Raw genomic sequence first — 20,829 nt, 5'->3', positions numbered from 1 at the left:
TCTCTTATCTTGACATACATGGCTTCCGACACGTGTTCACTCTCCATACCAATAGAACCAGCGGAGCCGGTCCGACACGCTGCCGCCCTCATACGTTCTCGGATCACTCTGGAACACCTTCAGCGCATCGCCCTGCGGGGTTCGATACGGATGGACAGGGGACAACACATCCGCCAGCCAGCCATAGCTTCCCGTAACGATAAGGAGCAGCAGGGTGAAAATAACGACAAACAACATTCGGTTCGCCCACTTGCGTATGGACCATATCATCTGGCATTCCCTCCTCACAACGATAACGAGCGGTTGTCCGTCCGTTCGTACACCTTATGAGAAGCCGCTTCTTATTATTCTTGCTCATTCTCGCTTCGGATTCGCTTATATGGAAGGCTTACCGCAGCGGCAACCCCTTCATGTGTCACATGCCCGGCGTGCGTATTGACGCCCTTCTGCAGCGCAGCGCTGGTGCGAATGGCCTTGAGGCCGCTGTTCGCAAGTTGAACCGCGTAGGGCAGCGTAACATTCGTAAGAGCCAGCGTTGAGGTGCGCGGCACCGCTCCAGGTATGTTCGCTACAGCGTAATGGACCACTCCATGCTTCATATAGATTGGATCCTTGTGCGTAGTCGCACGATCTACCGTTGCAATGGAGCCCCCTTGATCAACAGCAACGTCCACAATGACGGAGCCGGGGCGCATCGTCTGGACCATCTCTTCCGTCACGATATGAGGTGCTCTGGCACCAGGAATGAGCACCGCTCCAATGAGCAGATCCGCGCGGCGGACCGCAGCAGCTACTTCATATGGGGAGGACATAATTGTTCGCACCCGTCCGGCGAACAGGTCGTCGAGCTCGCGCATTCGATCGGCGCTTCTCTCCAGTATCGTAACACTCGCTCCCATGCCAATGGCCATCTTGGCTGCATTCGTCCCGACGATGCCTCCCCCAATGATGACAACCTCTGCCGGCGCAACACCAGGAACACCGCCAAGCAGAATGCCCATGCCCCCGTTGAAGGCTTCCAGGAACTGAGCCCCGACCTGCACGGACATGCGCCCTGCGACCTCGCTCATAGGAGTGAGGAGCGGCAGGCTGCCGCTTGGAAGCTGTATGGTCTCATAAGCAATTGCCGTAACCTCCGAAGCTAGGAGCGCTCTGGTCAAGTCCGGGGCAGCAGCCAGATGCAAGTAAGTGAAGAGCAGCAGACCTGGCCGGAAGTAGTCGAATTCCTGCGGGAGAGGCTCCTTCACCTTCATGATCATCTCGGAACGGCTCCATAGTTCCGAAGGGTCCTCAACCATCGAGGCTCCCTCACTGGCATAGTCAGAATCCGCGAAGCCGCTGCCGACTCCTGCCCCTGTCTGGACGAGAACCTCGTGGCCGGCAAGCTTAAGAGTTGTCACACCTGCTGGGGTTAAGGCTACTCGATATTCACTTATCTTCAGTTCCTTCGGCACACCGATTATCATCCTGATACCCTCCTTAAGGTCCCTTGCTATGTTGTATGCCCCGGCTCGTGCAAGTGTTAGTCCCTAGGGGTACGGTAACCACGTTATTCGCAAATTATGTGCGCGGGTATGGACCTCGGCCCATGCTCCCCCTCTATACCTCCGTATAATGAACATGAGGTGATGGATAGGATGACTCATTCATTAGAGAGAGTGCTTCGGCCATGCGTGAGAGGCAAGGGGACAGGACATACCGTTCGCAAGATGATTATCCTGGGGTCAAGGAGAAGCTACAACCAGTGCTTGTCCCATCTGAACCGCTTAGGAATTCGGCCGGTGAAGGCCATCCCTCGCTGCTGCATGCTCGTCTGTCATATGGATACTCGTGAGAGCTGGGACGCAGTCCAGAAGCATCCAGCAGTGAAGCAGGTTGTTCATGATGCCAGAGTCCGTCTGCACCCATCGTCTGCACCCTTAGCATCCAGACTCCCCTTGGCTGACAGCTTGCCTTGGAACATAAGCAGGATCGGTGCTCCAGCAGCATGGAAGGTGACGGAGGGCCGCGGCATTCGCATCGGCGTTATCGATACCGGCATTGCGAAGCATCCCAATCTCAAGGTAGCGGGCGGAACGAACACGATGGGAGGAAGCTCCTATCGTGATGATAACGGCCATGGCACTCATGTCGCTGGTATCATTGCCGCCAGAGGCCATGCTTGCGCCCAGAGGGGGGCGGCGCCACGCGCCAGCCTGTACGCCGTCAAGGCGCTAGATAGCAGCGGGAGCGGCTATCTATCTGACATCATTGAAGCGATTGATTGGTGCATCTCCCGCCGCATGCACGTCATTAATATGAGCTTAGGCTTGTATGGCGGGCCGAGCAGTGCCGCCCTGCAGCACGTCATACGTAAGGCATCTTCCCGGGGCATCGTCATCATCGCATCCGCGGGCAACAGCGGTCCCAGCCATGCGAAGCTCGATGAGCCGGCCGCGTTCCCTCAGACGATCGCCGTTGCCGCTTCGAATCGGAATGACCGTATAGCGAGCTTCAGCTCAAGAGGCGCCGGCCTTGACTTGTCAGCTCCAGGGGATAGAATACGCTCGACTTGGCTAGGCGGAGGGTACCGTATCCTGTCCGGCACGAGCATGGCTGCTCCGCATGTGACAGGAGGAGCCGCCTTGCTGCTAGCTGCCTATCCTAAGCTGCGACCTGCTGCCGTCTCCTGCCGGCTTAAGCGCTGGGCCAGCAAGCTGCCTCTATACCCTGCTCGTACGCAAGGCGCAGGCCTGCTGCAGCTGCAGCGCATTCCGCAGCGACATCACTAGCATTCACAGTTCGACTATCTAGTAACTGTCATTCAAGATAAAAACGACCTCGCCGTCCAGATTACTGGGCAGCGAAGTCGTCTATTCTCGTATTCCCGCAGCTTGTGTTCGCCGCTTGAGGACTATGGCAGCCGCTTAAGCTTGGTTAGCACGTTCATTCTTCTCATTGCAGCGCCGGCATACCCCTTGAAAATCAAGTCGGTGGTCGATCACTGTGAAGCCGAACTCCGCCTCCAACCGCTCCTCAAGAGGAAGCAGCCAGTCTTCCTTAATCTCATCCATCGTACCGCACTGTACACAGATCAGATGATGATGATGATGCTTGTTGCTGTCCGTTCTAAGGTCGTATCTCGCTACTCCGTCTCCGAAGTTCAGCTTCTCGACGACATGCATCTCGCTTAACAGCTCTAGCGTTCGGTAGACCGTTGCGAGTCCAATCTCAGGTGCCTTGTCCTTCACTAGCATGAACACGTCTTCCGCGCTTAGGTGATCCTCTTCATTCTCAAGCAAGACGCGGACGGTCGCTTCTCGCTGCGGGGTTAATTTGTAGCCCTGCGACTGCAACTGTTGTTTGATCTTCTCAATCCGGGCTTCCATGATTTCCCCCCTGCCACATGTCTCCCGCCTGTTATCCGGTAACGTTTGCTTTCATTATAGGGGTTACTGCCGAATAAAGTCAAACCTTTCCGCCCTGACCAAGCGGGTCTGGAGCGTCCAGCAGCGGGGTCACCCAGCTCATCATAATCGGTGACAGATAAGCTTCCACAAGCGCCGCTCCAGCAAGCAGAAGCAGCATCAGCAGCGCTGTAGACGTATACGTGAGCACTTGCGGACCAAGCGTACCCTTGCGCTGCAGCAGTCTATTCTTGATTACATACATAGAGAAGGTGAGAGCAGCTACACTGGTCATCATGAGCGCCGGAATAGCAATTAGATTAGGCGGAGCTATGGACACTAAGGAGAACAGCACACCCTTCCAGGCATGCTGGCTAATTAACGTTCCTATGGCGAACCCCACTAGCGCCCCCTTGAGGAAATCCAGGGCGAGGACGAACGGTACGCCTACGACGGTGATGCCTAGCAGCCAGAGGAGCAGCATCCACTTGCTGTGGAACAGGAACCGATCCCAGAAGGACTGAGCCTCATCTGGCAGGCTGCCCGCCTGCAGCAGCTGCACATATTGTCTGACGTCCTGAGACAGATTCTGCTGCTGCTCAAGCGTCAGGGCTTCCACCATCAGCACGCCGAATACGACCCCAACGACGAATAATACCGCTACGAATACATACAGCGTTAACTGGTCCTTCATCGTTACGGGCGACAATGATGATCGCATAGCAAGTCCCACCCCCCTCTTGTCCGATTGCTCCATTATATGAGCGGGGGGAGACGTCTATGCCACTCGCAAGGCGGCGTTAGATGCTGCCGGTTAACCGATAGAGCTGCCATGCATAGACCGCCAATATCGTCTTCGCATCGCTGATTCTGCCTTCCTCGATATAAGCCTCAGCTTGTTCATAGGTAATCGCTTGAACATCCAAGAATTCATCCTCATCTGGATTCTTCTCTCCGAGAGTCAGCTGATCTGCGAAGTACAGGTAGAGCTTCTCATCAGCGAAGCCAGGCGATGTGAAGAAGGCGCTCACCAGCTTCAGCTTGTCAGCCTTATAACCTGTCTCCTCCTCGAGCTCACGCGCTGCTGCCAGGATAGGATCCTCTGCTCCGTCCAGCTTGCCTGCAGGAATCTCGATCTGGAACTTCTCAAGCGCTTTACGATATTGCTCTACGACGAGCAGCTTGCCGTCCACCAGCGCCATGACCGCCGCAGCGCCTGGGTGCTTGACGATCTCTCGCGTTGAGGTGCCTCCATTCGGCAGTTTCACGGTATCCACCTGAAGGGTAATTACTTTTCCATGGAAAATTTTCTCTGTGCTAACCGTTTCCTCTACCCATGATTCCATCGGTTGATGCTCATTCATAGTCGTTACTCTCCTTCTGAACCTTCTAAGTATGGTCAACTTGCATAACTTGTCTTAGTGCTGCATAGGATCATTATATCAGAATGAGAAAGGGTGAAGCGCTCATGAAACAATATATCGATGAGAAGCAACTTCGTCTAGTCGGCAAGGCTTGGGAGATCCGTTACCAGCTTCGCAAGCTGACACTGCCTACTGCGCCTTCAGCCAAGCTGGTTGAACTGTTAGACCCGCCGCGGGCCGCACGTCGTTAAGGATATGATGAACATGAACACCCCTAGCCTCTCCCAGTGATAGCGAGCCTCTGGGATGAAGCTAAGGGTGTATTTGGCCTGTGTAGATATGGTTACGCGTTCAGTCCGGCAGCCTGCTTAATGAGCTGGGTGACGAGCTCAGTCGTCTTCACCAGATCATCAGCCTTGATCTGCTCCTTCGTTGTATGGATATGCTCATAGCCGACCGCCAGATTAACCGTTGGCAGCCCTAATCCGTTGAAAATATTCGCATCGCTCCCGCCGCCCGAGTGGAACGTCCGCGGCGTGCGGCCAATCGCTGTAATCGCAGACTTAGCCAGCTCAACGACAGGATCGCCGTCGGAATATTGATACGCCGGATAGATCACCTCGCATTCTACCTCGCCGCGAGCGCCATATTCCTTCGCTGCGCTCTCTACCGCGTCTCTCATCGCCTGAACTTGACGGTCCAGCTTGTCTTGAACGATGCTTCTTGCCTCCGCTTGGAGCTGCACATAATCACATACGATATTCGTCGCTCCCCCGCCTTCGAAGCGGCCAATGTTAGCGGTCGTCTCTTCGTCAATGCGTCCCAGCGGCATACGGGCAATCGCCTTGGCTGCTACTTGAATGGCAGAGATGCCGTCCTCCGGATTCACGCCGGCATGAGCAGAACGGCCATACATCTTAATCGTCACCTTCGCTTGAGTTGGCGCTGCGACCGCGATATCCCCGACGGAGCCGTTGGAATCAATGGCATAACCGAACTTCGCTCGCAGCTTGGATGCATCGAGATGACGGGCTCCGTGCAGGCCGGATTCCTCCCCGACGGTAATGACGAACTGAACTCCGCCATGGGGAAGGTTAAGCTCCTTCAACAGACGAATGCTCTCCAGCATGGCAGCCAGACCCGCCTTGTCATCTGCTCCGAGAATCGTCGTCCCGTCACTGCGGATGTAGCCGTCAGAGTCTAGCTGCGGCTTAATTCCTCGGCCAGGCGTAACGGTGTCCATATGGGAAGTGAAGAAGATGATCGGCGCATTCGGTACGCCGCTTGCGGGCAGCCAGGCGAATAGATTGCCTGCGCCGTGCCCCGTGGTCTCCGCCGCGTTATCCTCCGTCACCTCCAGACCGAGCGCTTCGAACTTGGCACGAAGCACCTTGCTAATCTCCTGCTCATGCTTCGTCTCGCTGTCCACACGGACAAGCTCCATGAATTCTTGAATTAATCGTTCCTTCTGTACCATTGTCTTTCCTCCGATCCTGAACTTGGTTACAATAGAGAGCAGACAACCTTATAGAGAGGGGGCGAGATTGCTGCCATGTACAACCCGCGAACGATTCGAATTGTCGCTATCATCATTATTGCTGCCCTAGTCCTGTCTACTCTTGTTGCTTCACTTGGCTGGCTGTTCTACTAAGAGAGCGAGAGCTTCATATCTCGCTCGAATACGTGGGAGAAGTGCGGAAGCAATTGCTCCGCCGCCTCTTGTACGGTAAGCCGGGACGCTGTAAGATCCTCGAATGAGGTGACGCCATAGCTCTGAATGCCGCAAGGAATAATGCCGCTGAAGCCTTCCGCGGCAATTCCTGACTTAATGTTGAGAGCGAACCCGTGGCTCGTTATGAAGCCCCTTCGCTTCCGGGCTTTGTTGAACTTGACACCGATGGCTGCGATCTTCTCGTCGCCTACCCATACTCCTGTATATTCGGACTTTCTGCCTGCTTCTATGCCATGCGTGCCTAACCAATTAATTATTACCTGCTCCAGACTCCGCAGGTACCCGTGCAGATCCAGACCGACTGAGTCCAGATACAGGAGTGGGTAGCCTACCAGCTGACCAGGCCCGTGATACGTAATATCCCCGCCTCTATCAATCTGATAGAGGCTTATTCCCTTGTCGCGAAGCTCATCTTCGCTAAGGAGCAGATGCTCGGGATGCTTGTCCGAGCCTATCGTATACGTTGGCGGATGCTGAAGAAGGAGGAGCGCTTCCTGCCGCTCCTCCTGATCAATCTCCTTCACGATAGCCTTCTGAAGCTCCCAAGCTTCATGGTAGTCCATCATCGGGATATAACGGGTATCCAGCGGGGCCATATTGTTCGGATGAGCCATGAATGGATCCCTCTCTTCTTAATACAATTTGGTATCTAGGTCGAAGCTCTCCAGATTGTCCTTCACCCGCTGCAGGAATCTGCCGCAGATAACACCGTCCAGTATGCGATGGTCCAGTGACAAGCACAGATTCGCCATCGATCGAACAGCTATCATGTCATTAATGACGACCGGCCGCTTCACGATGGATTCGAACGTCAGCATCGCAGCCTGCGGGTAGTTAATGATAGGATAGGACAGGATGGAACCGAATGAGCCTGTATTGTTCACCGTGAACGTGCCGCCCTGCATATCGGACAGGGTCAGCTTGCCATCCCTCGTTTTGCGGGCCAGCGCTTCGACTTCCTTCGCGAGACCAGCGATATTTTTCTGATCGGCGTTCTTAATAACAGGCACTTGCACGGAGTCCTCTGTTCCTACCGCCAGGGAGAGATTAATATCGCGCTTCACGATAATCTTATCTACCGCCCAGACGGAGTTCATAATCGGATAGTCCTTAATGGCATTGACGACAGCCTTCAGCACGAATGCCAGATAGCTCAGGTTGATGCCTTCCCGCTTCTTGAATTCATCCTTCACCTTGTTCCGAAGCTGAACCAGATTCGTGACATCCACCTCAATCATCGTCCATGCATGTGGAATCTCCGATACACTCTGACGCATGCGGGTTGCAATCGTATTACGAATCGGGGTGACATCGATGAAGTGCTCACCGCGGTCTTGCTGCGATACGGCTCCTTCAACCTCAATGGTAGGAATTCGCGGCGTCTCTGACAGATGAAGCCCTGACGAGCGAACCTTATCCCTTGGATCCTGCTGGTCGCTGGCAGCAGCGGATGGTCTGATCGATGCTGCCGTTTTAGCAGCGCCAGCGGCTACGAACTGAAGGACGTCCTTGCGCGTCACTCTTCCGCCGAGGCCTGTCCCCGCAATCTCCTCTAGACGCAGGCCATGCTCCGCAGCAAGCTGCTGAACGGCAGGCGAATACCGCACTCTCATGCTTCCGCCATCAACACTAGAGGCTGCAGTGCTCGGTCTATGCGGATGAGCAGAGCTAGAGATAGATTCCGGCGCCGGGCTGTTGGAAGGAGCAATGCCTTGTGCAGTTGAGACCGGTGACGCTTCCGCCGACTCAATCTCCACTAAGCAGATGGTCTCCCCTACAGGAACCGTCTGACCGTTCTCTGCTAGTATTTTAATTAACGTGCCCGTTACGGTGGAAGGAAGCTCGGCATTTACTTTATCGGTAATGATCTCACAGATCGGCTCGTACATACCAATACGATCGCCGGGCTGCTTGAGCCATTTATCTATTGTCGCTGATACAAGCGATTCCGCCAGCTGAGGCATCACAATTTCCGTCACTGATTTCATCGTTCTCATCTCCAATCGGCCTAATACAGCGCTAAGTTACGCATGGCCTCTTTCACTTTGTCTTTGTTAAGCATGAAGAACTTCTCCCCGGGGGGATTAATCGGCATGGCCGGCACATCAGGCCCGCATAGTCTCGCTATCGGGGCATCCAGCTCATAGAGCAGCTCTTCCGCGATGATAGCCGATACTTCCGCACCTACGCCCCCTGTCTTGTTATCCTCGTGGATAATGAGCACCTTGCCCGTCTTGCGGACCGATTCCAGGATCGCTTCCTTATCAAGCGGTTGGAGCGTTCTAAGATCAAGTATGTGCGTAGAGATTCCTTCTTCTGCAAGATCTGCAGCCGCTTGCTCCACGAAGTGAAGGGGCAGGCTGTAGGAGATGACGGTGATGTCGTCGCCTTCACGCAGCACGTTCGCCTTGCCGATGGGGACGGTGTAGTCTTCATCAGGCACATCTCCTGTTATGAGCTTGTAGCATTTTTTGTTCTCGAAGAATAAGACCGGATCCTCATCTCTTACTGCTGCCTTGAGCAGCCCCTTCGCATCGTAAGCCGTATAAGGCGCTACGATCTTCAGACCAGGAGTGCCGAAGAAGACAGACTCCGGGCATTGCGAGTGGTATAGACCGCCGAATATCCCCCCTCCGATAGGAGCTCGTATGACGATGGGACATGTCCAGTCATTGTTCGACCGGTAGCGAATCTTCGCTGCTTCGCTGATGATCTGATTCGTTGCCGGGAACATGAAGTCGGAGTACTGCATCTCCGCAATCGGCTTCATGCCATACATCGCTGCACCGATGGCAACGCCCGCTATTGCAGACTCTGCCAGAGGAGTGTCCATCGCACGCATCTCACCGAACTGCTCCAAGAGCCCCTTCGTCGTCGTGAACACACCGCCCTTCACTCCGACATCCTCGCCGAGTACGAATACATCCTCGTCCCGCTGCATCTCTTCCTTCATTGCGAGTCTAATCGCGTCAATATATTCCATGACCGGCATTAGTTCACGCCTCCTTGCTTCGCATCATCCCCGTACACATGGAGCAGAATAGATTCCGGAGCAGGGAACGGCGCCTTATCGCCATATTCCGTTGCCTCATCCACCATCACACGCAGCTTCTTCAGCAGCTCCGCTTCCTTCTCATCGTCCCACAGACCGCAGTCGATTAAGTATTGGCGATACTTCGGTATGCCGTCCTTCGAACGGTTCGCATCTACTTCTTCCTTCGTCCGATAGGCAAGATCATTATCTGACGTGGTATGTGGAGAGATTCGATAAGTAATGGATTCAATCAGTGTAGGACCTTCGCCGCGAACCGCACGTTCACGGGCTTCCTTCACGACGCGGAACACTTCCAGCGCATCATTCCCGTCCACCTGCAACCCAGGGAAGCCGTAGCCAAGCGCCCGGTCCGATATCTTGCCTGCCACTTGCTTGTGCAGCGGGACAGAGATGGCATATTGATTATTCTCACACATGAAAATAACCGGAAGCTTATGCACGCCGGCGAAGTTACAGCCTTCGTGGAAGTCGCCTTGGTTCGAGGAGCCTTCGCCGAACGTCACGAACGATACGAAGCTCTTCTTCTTCATCTTCGCCGCCAGGGCAAACCCAACGGCATGCGGCACTTGAGTCGTAACCGGGCTGGAGCCCGTTACAATACGCAGCCGCTTGCTGCCGAAGTGACCCGGCATCTGCCTTCCGCCGCTGTTAGGGTCCTCCGCCTTCGCGAACACGGACAGCATCAGATCACGCAGCGTCATGCCGACCGCGAGCACGAAGCCGTAATCCCGGTAATAGGGAAGGAAGTAATCCTCTTCCCTGTTGAGAGCGAAGGCAGCCGCTACCTGGGTCACTTCCTGTCCAATTCCGGATACATGGAAGTTCACCTTGCCTGCACGCTGAAGCAGCAGCACCCGTTCGTCGAATGCGCGTGACATCATCATGGTGGCATACATGTCGGTTGCTTGCTCGTCGCTTAGGCCGAGCTGATGGTGCCGGAACTGATGTTGTATGGAACCAGCTTGGTTCATGAGGGTGTCCCTCCTAATTAGATATTATAACCTGGTACTAAGACTTGATAGTATGATTATAACGCTTCCGGTACTAAAAAGCGATAGCTCTTCCATCCACCGCAAGCATCGCCTCACCTAGCGCCTCCGAGAGGGTCGGGTGCGGATGAATCATCTGTCCAACCTCCCATGGTGTAGCATCAAGCACTGCAGCCAGCGACGCTTCTGAGATCAGATCTGTAGCATGCGGGCCAATCATATGCACCCCTAATATATCATTCGTCCTGCGATCCGCGATGACCTTAACGAAGCCTTCGGTATCACCGAGCACGATTGCCTTGCCGATCGCCTGGAATGGTACCTTGCCTGTCTTGACGTCATGGCCTTGTGCCCGCGCCCCATCCTCAGTCAATCCCACAGATGCAACTTCCGGACGGGAGTAGATGCATCTAGGTATTAGATGCGGCGCAGTCTGCGCATGGCTGTCCATTATTCCGCTTAGATGCTCAGCCGCAGCGATTCCTTCATGTGCAGCAGCGTGTGCCAACTGAACACCGCCAATCACATCTCCGATAGCGTAGATATGACGCTCGCCTGTCTGTCCGTGCTCATTCACTTGGATGAACCCATTCGCTGTCCGAATATCGGTGTTCTCGAGGCCTAATCCTTCTACATTCGCCTGCCGGCCTACTGACAGGAGCAGCTTCTCCGCGGACAGATGAACAACGCCGTCCTGAGTATCTGCTGCGACCTGCACTTCCCCATCTTCCATACGGAGTTCATCAATCTTCAGCCCGACCCCTGTCAACACCCGGACACCGCGTCTTCGTAGTATACGCGTCATCTCTGCTGAGATTTCCGTATCCTCACCAGGCAGCAATCTTGAACCGGCCTCAACGAGAGTGACTTGAACACCGAAGTCCTGCAGCATAGAGGCCCACTCGACCCCAATTACACCGCCGCCCACGATTAGGATGGATTCAGGCAGCTTGTCAAGCAGCAACACCTCATCACTCGTCAGGATATGAACTCCGTCCGGAGTCAACCCAGGCAGTGAGCGTGGTCTCGAACCTGTCGCAATGATAAGGTTCTGCGAGATGACCGATTCCATCTCACCGTCAGGCAGTTCAACGGCAAGCGATCCGCTGCGCGGTGAGAAGATGGATGGTCCTACAATTCTTCCCTTGCCCTGAATAATCTGTATCCCATTCTTCTTCATCAGATATTGAACACCCTTGTACAGCTGCTCAACCGTCTGCTCCTTGCGGGACTGCACACGTTCGAAGTCCAAGGTTACCGCATTCTCGGCAATCGTTATGCCATATGTATGAGCTTCAAGCAGCGAGGCGTATACCTCAGCACTGCGAAGCAAAGATTTGCTAGGAATACAGCCTCGGTGCAGACAGGTTCCTCCGAGCTTGTCCATCTCAACAATTGCTACCCGCTTGCCAAGCTGAGCTGCTCGAATTGCGGCCGTATATCCGCCGGGTCCCCCGCCTAGTATGGCTACATCTACTTCTATTGTCATCGAATTTCGCCTCCATTATTACGAACACCTTACCTTGCAAGAGTGGCTAATAACCATGAAGCCTTACCTATTGTACCTGTTTTTTATTCAGTCGTCGAATCCGAGGGTGGATAGAGAATAGACACTTGCGGGTGTTTCAAGGTATGATGAATGGTGTTTGTATGTTCACGCTGAACGGAAGGAATGGCACTGGATATGAAGTTAGTCACCGCAAGACTCATTGCTGTTATGATGCTCGTTATTCCCGGCTTGCTCGCATGTTTTGGTTTTCTCCGTATGAAGGACTCCCTCTTTCATTATTTTTCATCATTCGGGAACGATGCGGTAACGCCTAACTTTGAATGGCTGTCGTTTCTGCTCGGATTTATAATGTTCGCAGCGGGCGCTGGATTTATTGGCGGCTGGACCTTTTTCCGAGATCGGAAGCGGAATTATGTCGCGCCTAGGTTCCGTCAGAAGCGGCCTAGACCCCCGAAGCCAAAAGCTTAATGGGGCCGGAATCAGAAGAACCGTAACCTTTCCTGCTTGTCGCAGATGGTTACGGTTCTTTTGTGCATGCTTGACGCTGCTTACAGAAGTGAAGGGGTTGTAATTAGCTAACCTTGTGCTCAATCCGCAGTTTATCTGCTACCATCGCGATGAACTCACTGTTCGTTGGCTTCGACTTGCTAATATTAATGGTGTATCCGAACAGGTGCGAGATGCTGTCGATGTTGCCGCGAGTCCATGCTACCTCAATGGCATGGCGGATCGCTCTTTCTACCCTTGAAGGCGTTGTCTTGAACTTCTCAGCAATGGCAGGGTACAGCGTTTTCGTGATAGCACCCAGAATCTCAATATTGTTATACACCATAGTAATGGCTTCGCGTAAGTACTGATAACCTTTGATATGTGCCGGAACACCGATCTCATGAATGATGGATGTAATATTAGCGTCGAGATTTTTGCCCTTGGCAATGGGAACGACGTTGGACTTCAGTGATGATGAACCCATTGAATAAGTGGCAGTCGAGGAGTAAGATGAAGTTCCGACCAGCTGGCGAATCCGATTAGCCAGTATATCCATATCGAACGGCTTCAGAATGTAGTAGGAGGCTCCTAGCTGAACCGCCTTTTGGGTAATATTCTCTTGCCCGAACGCGGTCAGCATAATGATCTTCGGCATAGTAGGAAGGTTCATTTCTCTTAACCGTTCCAGCACACCTGGTCCGTCAAGATGCGGCATAATAATATCTAGAATTAGAATATCAGGAATCTTTCTTGTATCCTCCAGGTGACGGAGTACATCCTCACCGTTGTAGGCTACCCCGCTGACAACCATATCGCTCTGCTCTGATATATACTCCGATAACAGGTTAGTGAATTCTCGGTTGTCGTCCGCTAACAAAACTTCAATCTTATGCAAGGTCTGGTCCTCCCTTTAGTGGTTTTCAACGCTTATGTGGAAGCGTGCGTTGTCTTGATTCCCTTCCCCTAGTTGTCTTGTCTTAAGGTTTCGACACGGTCAACAGAATTCCTTCTGTCGAAAATTATATTGCTTTATTTTTTTTATGTGTTTCGTTATAATTAACATTTTGCTACAAGTACTGCACTCGTTCGTTACCATTCGACAAATGCGCATAACATAATGAGCTGTCACAACAGAAATATCCGTTGGAGCTTCCTTGCCCTCCAACGGATATTTCTGTTGTGATCTAAGCTGCTTCGTCTTGATGAAGACGAGCATGGTTGGGGGATCTGAGAAGTACACCTGCATCCTGCAGCATCCATTCAATGAAGCATCCATAACCCGAGGACGGGTCATTGACGAATACATGTGTGACCGCTCCTACAAGCTTCCCATTCTGAATGATAGGGCTTCCAGACATCCCTTGTACGATGCCGCCAGTCTTCTCAAGCAGCCGCTTATCGGTTATCTTGATGACCATTCCCTTCGTAGCTGGAACGGACTGCTTCGATACATGCGCAATCTGTATGTTGAATCGTTCCACCTTCTGACCGTTAACGACAGTAAGGATCTGAGCTGGACCTTCCTTAATATCTTCGGCGAAGGCGACAGGAACCGGCTTCATGCTGAAGCTGTGTTCGGGCTGCTCTCCCATCCTGCCGAAAATGCCAAACGGGGTGTTACGCTCTATGCTGCCTAATATTCTGGAATCCTTAACGAATATTGCCCGCTTGTCTCCAGGTTCCCCGCTTTTGCTCTTGTTAATTGAGGTTACCGTGGACTGAAGAATCTGTCCGTCACCAACCTCTATCGGCGTCTGGGTGTCCATGTCGGTTATGACGTGTCCTAATGCCCCGTAGACACCTTGATCAGGAGCGTAGAAGGTTAGAGTACCGACGCCGGCAGCTGAATCGCGAATGAATAGTCCCAATCGCCAAGCGTGGTCATCTGCATCGTATGCGGGAGTCAAGTTCGTCTGATGCAGCTTGCCGCCTCGCTTGACAGTGAGCACCAGAGGAACGTTCTGGTTGCCTGCACGATCTACAAGCTCGGCTACCTTACGAACCTCATGAATAGGATTGCCGTTAATGCTGAGAATGAGATCACCGAGTCTTAGACCAGCGTTCTCACCTGGCGACACCTTTACTCCCTTGCCAGTCGTCACTTGATGATGTCCAACGACAAGAATGCCTGCAGACTGTACTCTTACTCCAATCGTCTGCCCGCCAGGAATGACACGAAGATCAGGAACAACATTAACTTTAACGGTCTTGAAGGGAATGGTACCGAATAATTTCACTTTCATGTTCGTCTGTCCGCTGTGCTTAGGCTCAATGGAGAGCGGATCGCTCAGATTCACGGAGAGCGATTCATGGCTTGTACCGTTAAGCCCCAGCATTCGAGGATCTACCGTTACTTCTGCATGTACGGGTACCCCATATTCAAGACGTTTCAGTTGGCCGGAGAACAAACGAAGTTCATTCGGGAATGCGGCAAATTGTTGAAACGGGGTAGAACTCCCGATCATGCAAACGAAGAAAACGAGAACTAGGCCAAACCATCGTTTCCTGTGATTGGAGTTCAATGATTTCACGCTCCCTGTCATTCCATCGCTTGACGAAAAAGGTTATCGCCATTGGCGTACCTTTAAGTTACCCCGCTCGGATGGTTTTATGACCGCAAAAACATTCCCTGAAACCCTTCCATTACGCCCCCTTCTGGCGATACGCTAAATCAAGCATTTCTTGAGCATGATGACGAGTTTTTTCCGTAACTTCCACTCCGCCAAGCATTCTCGCCAATTCTTCAATGCGCGTGTCCATGACTAGCTCTGTTACTGACGTCGACGTTCTCTCATTATATACACCCTTGCGAATCTCATAATGATGGTCAGCCATACAAGCCACTTGCGGAAGATGAGTAATGGAGAACACTTGACATGAAGCGGACAGCTGCGACATCTTCTCCGCAATAGCTTGAGCCGCTCGGCCGCTAACACCTGTATCCACCTCATCGAATACAAGTACCGGTATCTGATCGATGGAAGCGAATATGCTCTTGAGAGCAAGCATGATACGCGACATCTCACCGCCTGAGGCTACCTTGCTGAGCGGCTTGAGCGGCTCACCCGGATTCGTACTAAGCATGAATACAGCTTCGTCTATTCCACAAGGCATGAGCTTCAATCCACTAACAGCTGCTCCCTCCTGTGAGGGCTTATCCCCGGCAGCTGAATCCATCTGCACTAGGAACCTTGTACTCCCCATCTGCAGCTGCCACAGCTCTTGCTCTATCGCATGAGATAGCCGCTTAGCAGCCGATATTCGGAGGGAAGATAGCTTGAGTGCCAGCTTCTCCGCTCTAGAAGTCAGCTTCAGCTCTTCAGCGAGAAGCTTCTCTAGATTCTCCTCCCTGTTCTCAATCTTATCTCTCTCCAGCGTAATCTTATCAAGATACTGTAAGATGTCCGGTATCGTCTCTCCATACTTGCGCTTCAGGCCATGAATGAGGTTAAGACGATCATCCAACATAGCTAGCTGCTCTGGATCGGACTCTATTCCTTCCCTGTAATCTCGAAGCTGGAAGGCTGCGTCTTCTGCTTGATAATAAGCAGACTGAAGTTGTTCCAATATAGGTGCTAGTCCAGCTTGATCATAGCTCACAATGTCCGTAAGTCGAATAATTGCCTTATTCAGCGTCTCTATACCCTTGTTGCCGTAGATTAAGTTATAAGCTTCCGAGATACTATCCAGTCGCTTACCTGCATGCATTAGCTTGCTCTTCTCTTCAGCAAGCCATTCATCCTCGCCCGGCTTAAGGCTTGCAGCAGTAATCTCCTCGATCTGGAATCGATACAGATCAAGCATCTGCTCATGCTGCCTGGATGATTCCTCGAGCTCTATTCGAGCGGTTCGAGCACCCAGCATTGCCTTATACGATTGTCGATATTGGCTCTTGATTCCGAGCAGTTCGTCTCCAGCGAACAGATCAAGCCATTCGAGATGCTGCTCTGACTTAAGTAGGGATTGATGCTCATGCTGACCATGAATATTAACCAGACATTCACCAATCTCTCTAAGCATCGTCATCGTAACGAGATGTCCATTGACCCGGGATGAGCTCTTGCCTTGCGAGGTCAGCTCACGTCTGACGACCAGCATCTCATCTCCTGAAGCTTGTACGCCCAATCTCTCAAGGACGGCCCATACCGGATGCTCCGGCTTAATGTCGAACATAGCCTCTATCTCTGCCTTGTCCGAACCATATCGCACCATGTCGGATGACCCGCGTCCCCCAGCGACTAAGCTTAAGGCATCAATCAAGATTGACTTACCTGCTCCTGTCTCTCCTGTTAGCACATGAAATCCGTTGTGAAACTCCACATTCACTTCTTCAATAACTGCTAAGTTCCGAATGGACAATTCTCTAAGCATGACTAAGCAACCTCCCAGTCAATGGAATAATTGGTATAGAACCTTACTCTCGCTTCAATCACATGAATGAGCTAACTCATCAGATCCATTATTCGCTGTACGAATTCACCGCTCTGTTCCTTCGTTCTGCATATAATTAATATCGTATCGTCACCGCAGATCGTTCCCATGACTTCTGTCCACTCCATGTTGTCAATAAGCGCACAGATCGTATTAGCCGTACCCGGAAGTGACTTCAATACGACCAGATTATCCGTGAAGTCAATATGTATGAAGTGATCCAACAGCGCCCTCTTCAGCTTGTAGACGGGATTATAGCGGCCCTGATCTATTGGTAAGGAATACTTATAATTCCCTTCGCCGTTCGGCACCTTGATAAGCTGGAGCTCCTTCATATCACGTGAGACGGTAGCCTGCGTAACCTGCAGACCTGCATTACTCAACGCTTCTACAAGGTCGTCTTGTGTCTCAATCGCTTGCTGTGCGATGATCTCTCGAATTCGCATCTGCCTCAAGCTCTTCATTCTAATCCTCCCGCTCGTTAATCTGTTATCTGGAATGTAATGACGCGGATCAACCGTTCCTTCGCATCTACGAATAGAATTCCCTTGCATTCCGGCAGCAACAGAGCATAGACGAGCAGACGGTCTCTAACTCCGCTGCCCGTCCAGTCCATCGGCATCCGGTCCCTCGCGGTCTTCACTATATATAGCTTGCCATTCTTCTCAGCCATATAATCAATATACAATCGGCTGGCTAACGCTTCACCGTCAACCGTGATGGCAACAGGAATGCGGTGCTTAGCGGATAATACCTCGTAGCCTTCCTTCTCCAGCAAGGAGATGTGCTCATCATCGGCCAGCAGCTCTGCTCCCTCGCCTAGCTTAAGGCGATGAACAGCAACTGGAGTGTGCAGCCATCGATAGAACGCTCGATATCCCCATATGAGCAGAATGGCACCCGTTATTAACATAACAACCCAATCACCGTACATTGATTCTCCTCCATCCCGAATCCTTGTTCTATAACGGTTCGTGATGTAGAAGCATAATTCCTCTCTGCCTCAATGAATGAGCAGCAAAAAGCGAACGGGTGTTTGGTTAGTTTCAGTGTATCAAATTATAAGGCTCAGTGTAAAGAAAAATAAAAAACCGCCTTCGGTAACCCGATGGCGGCTTGCTGTTATTTGCCCTTCTCTACCGAGAAGGTACCTCTGGCCTGCTTAACCAACTCAAGCAGGGATGATGAGTCAGGGTAAGACGTGTTCGGGGTGTCCTTCCACAGCCAGTAAGCAAGGAATTCAATATTCCCTTCACCGCCAGTAATTGGCGAGAAGGTAACATCTTGAAGCTCATAGCCTGCTTCAGCAGCGAATTGAAGAATCCGCTCCAGCACCTCCAGGTGGACTGCCGAGTCTCTTACTACGCCCGACTTGCCAACCTTGTCACGACCTGCCTCGAATTGCGGCTTAATGAGTGCCACAATTCCTGCATCCTTCCCGATAAGGGTAGACAGGGTAGGAAGAATCAGCTTCAAGGAGATGAAGGAGACATCGATGGAAGCGAACGTAGGCTGAGGGCCGGTTAAGTCCGAAGGCTGCATATATCGGAAGTTCGTACGCTCCATCACATGGACCTGTTCATGCTGTCTGAGCGACCAATCCAGCTGGTTATACCCGACGTCAATCGCATATACGTAGGATGCTCCATTCTGAAGCGCGCAATCGGTGAATCCTCCTGTAGATGCTCCAATATCTAGCATCACCTTGCCATCCATTGCAATTCCGAACGTCCGGACAGCCTTCTCCAGCTTAAGCCCTCCGCGGCTGACATAGGGGTGAAGCGCACCTCTAACCTTGATCTTAGCATCACGAGGAACCTTCATACCGCTCTTGTCTACCGGCTCTTCATTGACTAGCACAAGTCCGGCCATTAGAGCAGCCTTGGCCTTCTCCCTGCTCTCGAAGTATCCAAGCTCCACGAGGAGCACATCTATTCGTTCTCTAGGTATTGTAGTCATATCATATCCTTCACTCTAAGGCTGCCCGGTTACTCGCATCCGCCTGCGCGGTAGCATATTAGTCAGCTCGGAGGCTACATGCTCAGCAGTTAACCCTACTTCCTGACGCTGCTCCTTAATCGAGCCGTGCTCGATGAACTGATCAGGAATACCTACAATTCTAACCGCCATGGAGTAGATGTTATGGCGAGAATAGAATTCCAGGATGGCACTGCCAAGTCCCCCTTGCTCTGCATGCTCTTCGAGAACCAGCATCTGAATACCCTCTTCAGCTAATGAGAGGAGCAATTGCTCGTCTAGAGGCTTGATGAAGCGCGCGTTAATAATTCGAACCTGTTGTCCATCTCTCTTCAACAGCTCCGCAGCCTCTTCAGCTACTTGAAGCATTGGCCCGATAGCAACAATGACGGCAGAGTCACCATCTCTCACCGTCTCCCAAGTTCCGATAGGAATAGGCTTCAGCACTTCGTCCATCTCTACACCAAGACCATTGATACGCGGATATCGAATCGCTATCGGTCCGTCATTGTAATCAATGGCGGTCTTCATCATCCGCCGCATCTCATTCTCATCCTTAGGCATCATGAGCACAAGATTCGGGATATGTCTCAGGTAGGAGATATCGTAGACACCTTGATGCGTCTCTCCGTCTGGGCCAACGAAGCCAGCGCGGTCAATAGCGAACACGACATTCGCATTCTGCCGGCATATATCATGCACGACCTGGTCGTAAGCGCGCTGGAGGAAGGTGGAGTACACCGCATAGACCGGCTTAAGTCCTTCCATGGCAAGGGCTGCTGACATCGTTGCGGCATGCTGTTCCGCGATGCCAACATCAATCATACGTCCAGGGAACTTATCCGCGAACTTCAGCAAGCCGGAGCCTCCTGGCATAGCGGGCGTAATCGCCACAATTCGGCTGTCCTGCTCCGCCAGTTCAATTAGCGTATCACCGAACACTTCCGTGTACATTGGCGGGCCAACGGCCTTCACGACTTGACCAGATTCGATCTTGTAAGGCGTAATTCCGTGCCACTTGAAGGAATCCGCCTCCGCAGGGGAGTAGCCCTTGCCCTTGACTGTAATGACGTGCACGAGGACTGGGCCTGGCACTGAGCCTGCTTGCTCCAGAATATCACGCAGCTGTGTGATATCATGACCGTCAACCGGACCGAAGTACGTGAATCCGAACTGCTCGAACAGAATTCCGCTTACGAGCAGATACTTCAAGCTGTCCTTGAACCGCTCAGCCGTCTTGGCTAGTTTCCCGCCGATTGCCGGAATTTTGTTAAGCAGATATTGCAGATCGTCCTTCGCCTTCTGATAATGGCGGTCGGATCGTATCTTCCCCAGATAATGATGAAGGGCACCTACGTTAGGAGCAATCGACATCTCATTGTCGTTCAATATAACGATCAAGTTCTTCTTCTCATGGCCAATATGGTTCAGCGCCTCGAGCGCCATCCCTCCGGTCAGTGCACCATCGCCGATTACGGCAACGACCTTATTGGATTCCCCCTTAAGATCGCGAGCGAGCGCCATACCCATCGCAGCAGACAGGGAGGTGCTGCTATGTCCAGCTTCCCAGACATCATGTTCACTCTCCGAGCGCTTGATGAAGCCGCACAGTCCCTTGTACTTGCGAAGGGTATCGAACTGATTCATACGCCCAGTCAGAATCTTATGAACATAGGATTGATGGCCGACATCGAAGATGAATTTGTCCTTAGGGCTGTCATATAAGTAATGAAGCACAAGGGTCAGCTCTACCACTCCTAGATTCGGTGCTAGATGACCGCCTGTCACGGACAGCTTTTCAATTAAGAATTGTCTGATCTCTCCGGCCAGCTCTTCTAGCTGCGGGATCGTCAGCCCTTTTAATTTATGAGGTCCGTCAATAGTATCGAGCAGCAA

The 20,829-nt window shown here is 52.2% G+C and carries 22 protein-coding genes; 4 read left to right on the top strand and 18 right to left on the bottom strand.

What is annotated here, in order from left to right; all coding sequences use genetic code 11:
* Positions 1 to 36: 36 nt before the first annotated feature.
* Both ACFO9Q_RS11900 and ald read right to left on the bottom strand, forming a co-directional pair.
* Positions 37 to 270, bottom strand: coding sequence for a DUF4227 family protein (locus tag ACFO9Q_RS11900; RefSeq protein WP_379182150.1), 234 nt, complete (start codon positions 268 to 270; stop codon positions 37 to 39).
* Positions 271 to 344: 74 nt separating this feature from the next.
* On the bottom strand, positions 345 to 1,466 hold the full coding sequence (gene ald, locus ACFO9Q_RS11895) for an alanine dehydrogenase (protein WP_379182148.1): 1,122 nt from the start codon (positions 1,464 to 1,466) through the stop codon (positions 345 to 347).
* A gap of 171 nt (positions 1,467 to 1,637) precedes the next feature.
* Between ald and ACFO9Q_RS11890 the strand changes: the two genes are divergently transcribed.
* Positions 1,638 to 2,771, top strand: coding sequence for a S8 family peptidase (locus ACFO9Q_RS11890; protein WP_379182146.1), 1,134 nt, complete (start codon positions 1,638 to 1,640; stop codon positions 2,769 to 2,771).
* Between the two features lie 135 nt (positions 2,772 to 2,906).
* Here ACFO9Q_RS11890 and ACFO9Q_RS11885 read toward each other — a convergent pair whose 3' ends face one another.
* The 3 genes from ACFO9Q_RS11885 to ACFO9Q_RS11875 all read right to left on the bottom strand — a co-directional run bounded on the left by ACFO9Q_RS11885 (position 2,907) and on the right by ACFO9Q_RS11875 (position 4,750).
* Positions 2,907 to 3,368, bottom strand: a complete 462-nt coding sequence (locus ACFO9Q_RS11885; RefSeq protein ID WP_379182143.1) for a Fur family transcriptional regulator — start codon at positions 3,366 to 3,368, stop codon at positions 2,907 to 2,909.
* A gap of 79 nt (positions 3,369 to 3,447) precedes the next feature.
* Entirely contained in the window at positions 3,448 to 4,107 is a 660-nt protein-coding gene (gene spoIIM / locus ACFO9Q_RS11880; RefSeq protein ID WP_379182141.1) for a stage II sporulation protein M, read from the bottom strand.
* A 79-nt stretch (positions 4,108 to 4,186) separates the two neighbouring features.
* Positions 4,187 to 4,750 (bottom strand): NUDIX hydrolase, encoded by a 564-nt coding sequence (locus ACFO9Q_RS11875; protein WP_379182139.1) that lies wholly within the window; start codon positions 4,748 to 4,750, stop codon positions 4,187 to 4,189.
* Between the two features lie 104 nt (positions 4,751 to 4,854).
* Here ACFO9Q_RS11875 and mciZ point away from each other — a divergent pair, with 104 nt between their 5' ends.
* Positions 4,855 to 5,001 carry a Z-ring formation inhibitor MciZ gene (mciZ, locus tag ACFO9Q_RS11870; protein ID WP_379182137.1) on the top strand — a complete coding sequence of 49 codons (147 nt, stop codon included), beginning with the start codon at positions 4,855 to 4,857 and terminating at the stop codon, positions 4,999 to 5,001.
* 92 nt (positions 5,002 to 5,093) lie between these two features.
* On the opposite strand, the gene ACFO9Q_RS11865 is transcribed toward mciZ, so the two are convergent.
* Positions 5,094 to 6,227 carry a M20/M25/M40 family metallo-hydrolase gene (locus tag ACFO9Q_RS11865; protein ID WP_379182135.1) on the bottom strand — a complete coding sequence of 378 codons (1,134 nt, stop codon included), beginning with the start codon at positions 6,225 to 6,227 and terminating at the stop codon, positions 5,094 to 5,096.
* Between the two features lie 75 nt (positions 6,228 to 6,302).
* On the opposite strand from ACFO9Q_RS11865, the gene prli42 reads away from it, so the two are divergent.
* Entirely contained in the window at positions 6,303 to 6,401 is a 99-nt protein-coding gene (prli42, locus tag ACFO9Q_RS11860; protein WP_379182132.1) for a stressosome-associated protein Prli42, read from the top strand.
* Here the strand turns inward: prli42 and lipB are convergent.
* From lipB to lpdA, 5 genes are all read right to left on the bottom strand, one after another.
* Positions 6,398 to 7,096: a lipoyl(octanoyl) transferase LipB gene (lipB, locus tag ACFO9Q_RS11855; RefSeq protein ID WP_379182130.1), complete on the bottom strand. Its 699-nt coding sequence runs from the start codon at positions 7,094 to 7,096 to the stop codon at positions 6,398 to 6,400. The two genes, prli42 and lipB, sit on opposite strands and share 4 nt — an antisense overlap.
* Before the next feature lie 18 nt (positions 7,097 to 7,114).
* Positions 7,115 to 8,479, bottom strand: coding sequence for a dihydrolipoamide acetyltransferase family protein (locus tag ACFO9Q_RS11850; RefSeq protein ID WP_379182128.1), 1,365 nt, complete (start codon positions 8,477 to 8,479; stop codon positions 7,115 to 7,117).
* An 11-nt stretch (positions 8,480 to 8,490) separates the two neighbouring features.
* Complete coding sequence (locus ACFO9Q_RS11845; protein ID WP_379182126.1) at positions 8,491 to 9,474, bottom strand: alpha-ketoacid dehydrogenase subunit beta; 984 nt, start codon at positions 9,472 to 9,474, stop codon at positions 8,491 to 8,493.
* A complete protein-coding gene (locus ACFO9Q_RS11840; protein ID WP_379182123.1) occupies positions 9,474 to 10,508 on the bottom strand; it encodes a thiamine pyrophosphate-dependent dehydrogenase E1 component subunit alpha in 1,035 nt (344 codons plus the stop codon). The genes ACFO9Q_RS11845 and ACFO9Q_RS11840 overlap by 1 nt, the downstream gene beginning before the upstream one ends.
* Before the next feature lie 73 nt (positions 10,509 to 10,581).
* On the bottom strand, positions 10,582 to 12,015 hold the full coding sequence (lpdA, locus tag ACFO9Q_RS11835) for a dihydrolipoyl dehydrogenase (RefSeq protein WP_379182121.1): 1,434 nt from the start codon (positions 12,013 to 12,015) through the stop codon (positions 10,582 to 10,584).
* Between the two features lie 183 nt (positions 12,016 to 12,198).
* Between lpdA and ACFO9Q_RS11830 the strand changes: the two genes are divergently transcribed.
* Positions 12,199 to 12,504 carry a DUF2627 domain-containing protein gene (locus ACFO9Q_RS11830; RefSeq protein ID WP_379182119.1) on the top strand — a complete coding sequence of 102 codons (306 nt, stop codon included), beginning with the start codon at positions 12,199 to 12,201 and terminating at the stop codon, positions 12,502 to 12,504.
* Between the two features lie 103 nt (positions 12,505 to 12,607).
* Here ACFO9Q_RS11830 and spo0A read toward each other — a convergent pair whose 3' ends face one another.
* From spo0A to dxs, 7 genes are all read right to left on the bottom strand, one after another.
* Positions 12,608 to 13,420, bottom strand: coding sequence for a sporulation transcription factor Spo0A (spo0A, locus tag ACFO9Q_RS11825; protein WP_379182117.1), 813 nt, complete (start codon positions 13,418 to 13,420; stop codon positions 12,608 to 12,610).
* Positions 13,421 to 13,709: 289 nt separating this feature from the next.
* Complete coding sequence (gene spoIVB, locus ACFO9Q_RS11820; RefSeq protein WP_379182115.1) at positions 13,710 to 15,047, bottom strand: SpoIVB peptidase; 1,338 nt, start codon at positions 15,045 to 15,047, stop codon at positions 13,710 to 13,712.
* Between the two features lie 121 nt (positions 15,048 to 15,168).
* Positions 15,169 to 16,896, bottom strand: a complete 1,728-nt coding sequence (gene recN / locus ACFO9Q_RS11815; RefSeq protein ID WP_379182113.1) for a DNA repair protein RecN — start codon at positions 16,894 to 16,896, stop codon at positions 15,169 to 15,171.
* 71 nt (positions 16,897 to 16,967) lie between these two features.
* On the bottom strand, positions 16,968 to 17,420 hold the full coding sequence (ahrC, locus tag ACFO9Q_RS11810) for a transcriptional regulator AhrC/ArgR (RefSeq protein ID WP_379182111.1): 453 nt from the start codon (positions 17,418 to 17,420) through the stop codon (positions 16,968 to 16,970).
* Positions 17,421 to 17,437: 17 nt separating this feature from the next.
* Entirely contained in the window at positions 17,438 to 17,890 is a 453-nt protein-coding gene (locus tag ACFO9Q_RS11805) for a hypothetical protein (protein WP_379182109.1), read from the bottom strand.
* 188 nt (positions 17,891 to 18,078) lie between these two features.
* Positions 18,079 to 18,915 carry a TlyA family RNA methyltransferase gene (locus tag ACFO9Q_RS11800; protein ID WP_379182107.1) on the bottom strand — a complete coding sequence of 279 codons (837 nt, stop codon included), beginning with the start codon at positions 18,913 to 18,915 and terminating at the stop codon, positions 18,079 to 18,081.
* A 15-nt stretch (positions 18,916 to 18,930) separates the two neighbouring features.
* Positions 18,931 to 20,829 carry a 1-deoxy-D-xylulose-5-phosphate synthase gene (dxs, locus tag ACFO9Q_RS11795; protein WP_379182105.1) on the bottom strand — a complete coding sequence of 633 codons (1,899 nt, stop codon included), beginning with the start codon at positions 20,827 to 20,829 and terminating at the stop codon, positions 18,931 to 18,933.

The sequence above is a fragment of the Paenibacillus sp. GCM10023252 genome (assembly GCF_042653305.1).
Lineage (GTDB): Bacteria > Bacillota > Bacilli > Paenibacillales > Paenibacillaceae > Pristimantibacillus.
This window is presented reverse-complemented; position numbering and strand designations above follow the sequence as displayed.

Excerpts from the sequence above, each read along its gene's own strand:
- recN (WP_379182113.1), bottom strand. The coding sequence starts at position 16,896 with ATGCTTAGAGAATTGTCCATTCGGAACTTAGCAGTTATTGAAGAAGTG.
- prli42 (WP_379182132.1), top strand. The coding sequence starts at position 6,303 with ATGTACAACCCGCGAACGATTCGAATTGTCGCTATCATCATTATTGCT.
- mciZ (WP_379182137.1), top strand. The coding sequence starts at position 4,855 with ATGAAACAATATATCGATGAGAAGCAACTTCGTCTAGTCGGCAAGGCT.
- ACFO9Q_RS11885 (WP_379182143.1), bottom strand. The coding sequence starts at position 3,368 with ATGGAAGCCCGGATTGAGAAGATCAAACAACAGTTGCAGTCGCAGGGC.
- ACFO9Q_RS11865 (WP_379182135.1), bottom strand. The coding sequence starts at position 6,227 with ATGGTACAGAAGGAACGATTAATTCAAGAATTCATGGAGCTTGTCCGT.
- ahrC (WP_379182111.1), bottom strand. The coding sequence starts at position 17,420 with ATGAAGAGCTTGAGGCAGATGCGAATTCGAGAGATCATCGCACAGCAA.
- ACFO9Q_RS11900 (WP_379182150.1), bottom strand. The coding sequence starts at position 270 with ATGATATGGTCCATACGCAAGTGGGCGAACCGAATGTTGTTTGTCGTT.
- ACFO9Q_RS11805 (WP_379182109.1), bottom strand. The coding sequence starts at position 17,890 with ATGTACGGTGATTGGGTTGTTATGTTAATAACGGGTGCCATTCTGCTC.
- ACFO9Q_RS11850 (WP_379182128.1), bottom strand. The coding sequence starts at position 8,479 with ATGAGAACGATGAAATCAGTGACGGAAATTGTGATGCCTCAGCTGGCG.
- ACFO9Q_RS11875 (WP_379182139.1), bottom strand. The coding sequence starts at position 4,750 with ATGAATGAGCATCAACCGATGGAATCATGGGTAGAGGAAACGGTTAGC.
- ald (WP_379182148.1), bottom strand. The coding sequence starts at position 1,466 with ATGATAATCGGTGTGCCGAAGGAACTGAAGATAAGTGAATATCGAGTA.
- ACFO9Q_RS11845 (WP_379182126.1), bottom strand. The coding sequence starts at position 9,474 with ATGCCGGTCATGGAATATATTGACGCGATTAGACTCGCAATGAAGGAA.
- ACFO9Q_RS11830 (WP_379182119.1), top strand. The coding sequence starts at position 12,199 with ATGGCACTGGATATGAAGTTAGTCACCGCAAGACTCATTGCTGTTATG.
- ACFO9Q_RS11890 (WP_379182146.1), top strand. The coding sequence starts at position 1,638 with ATGACTCATTCATTAGAGAGAGTGCTTCGGCCATGCGTGAGAGGCAAG.
- spoIIM (WP_379182141.1), bottom strand. The coding sequence starts at position 4,107 with ATGCGATCATCATTGTCGCCCGTAACGATGAAGGACCAGTTAACGCTG.
- ACFO9Q_RS11840 (WP_379182123.1), bottom strand. The coding sequence starts at position 10,508 with ATGAACCAAGCTGGTTCCATACAACATCAGTTCCGGCACCATCAGCTC.
- ACFO9Q_RS11800 (WP_379182107.1), bottom strand. The coding sequence starts at position 18,915 with ATGACTACAATACCTAGAGAACGAATAGATGTGCTCCTCGTGGAGCTT.
- lpdA (WP_379182121.1), bottom strand. The coding sequence starts at position 12,015 with ATGACAATAGAAGTAGATGTAGCCATACTAGGCGGGGGACCCGGCGGA.
- lipB (WP_379182130.1), bottom strand. The coding sequence starts at position 7,096 with ATGGCTCATCCGAACAATATGGCCCCGCTGGATACCCGTTATATCCCG.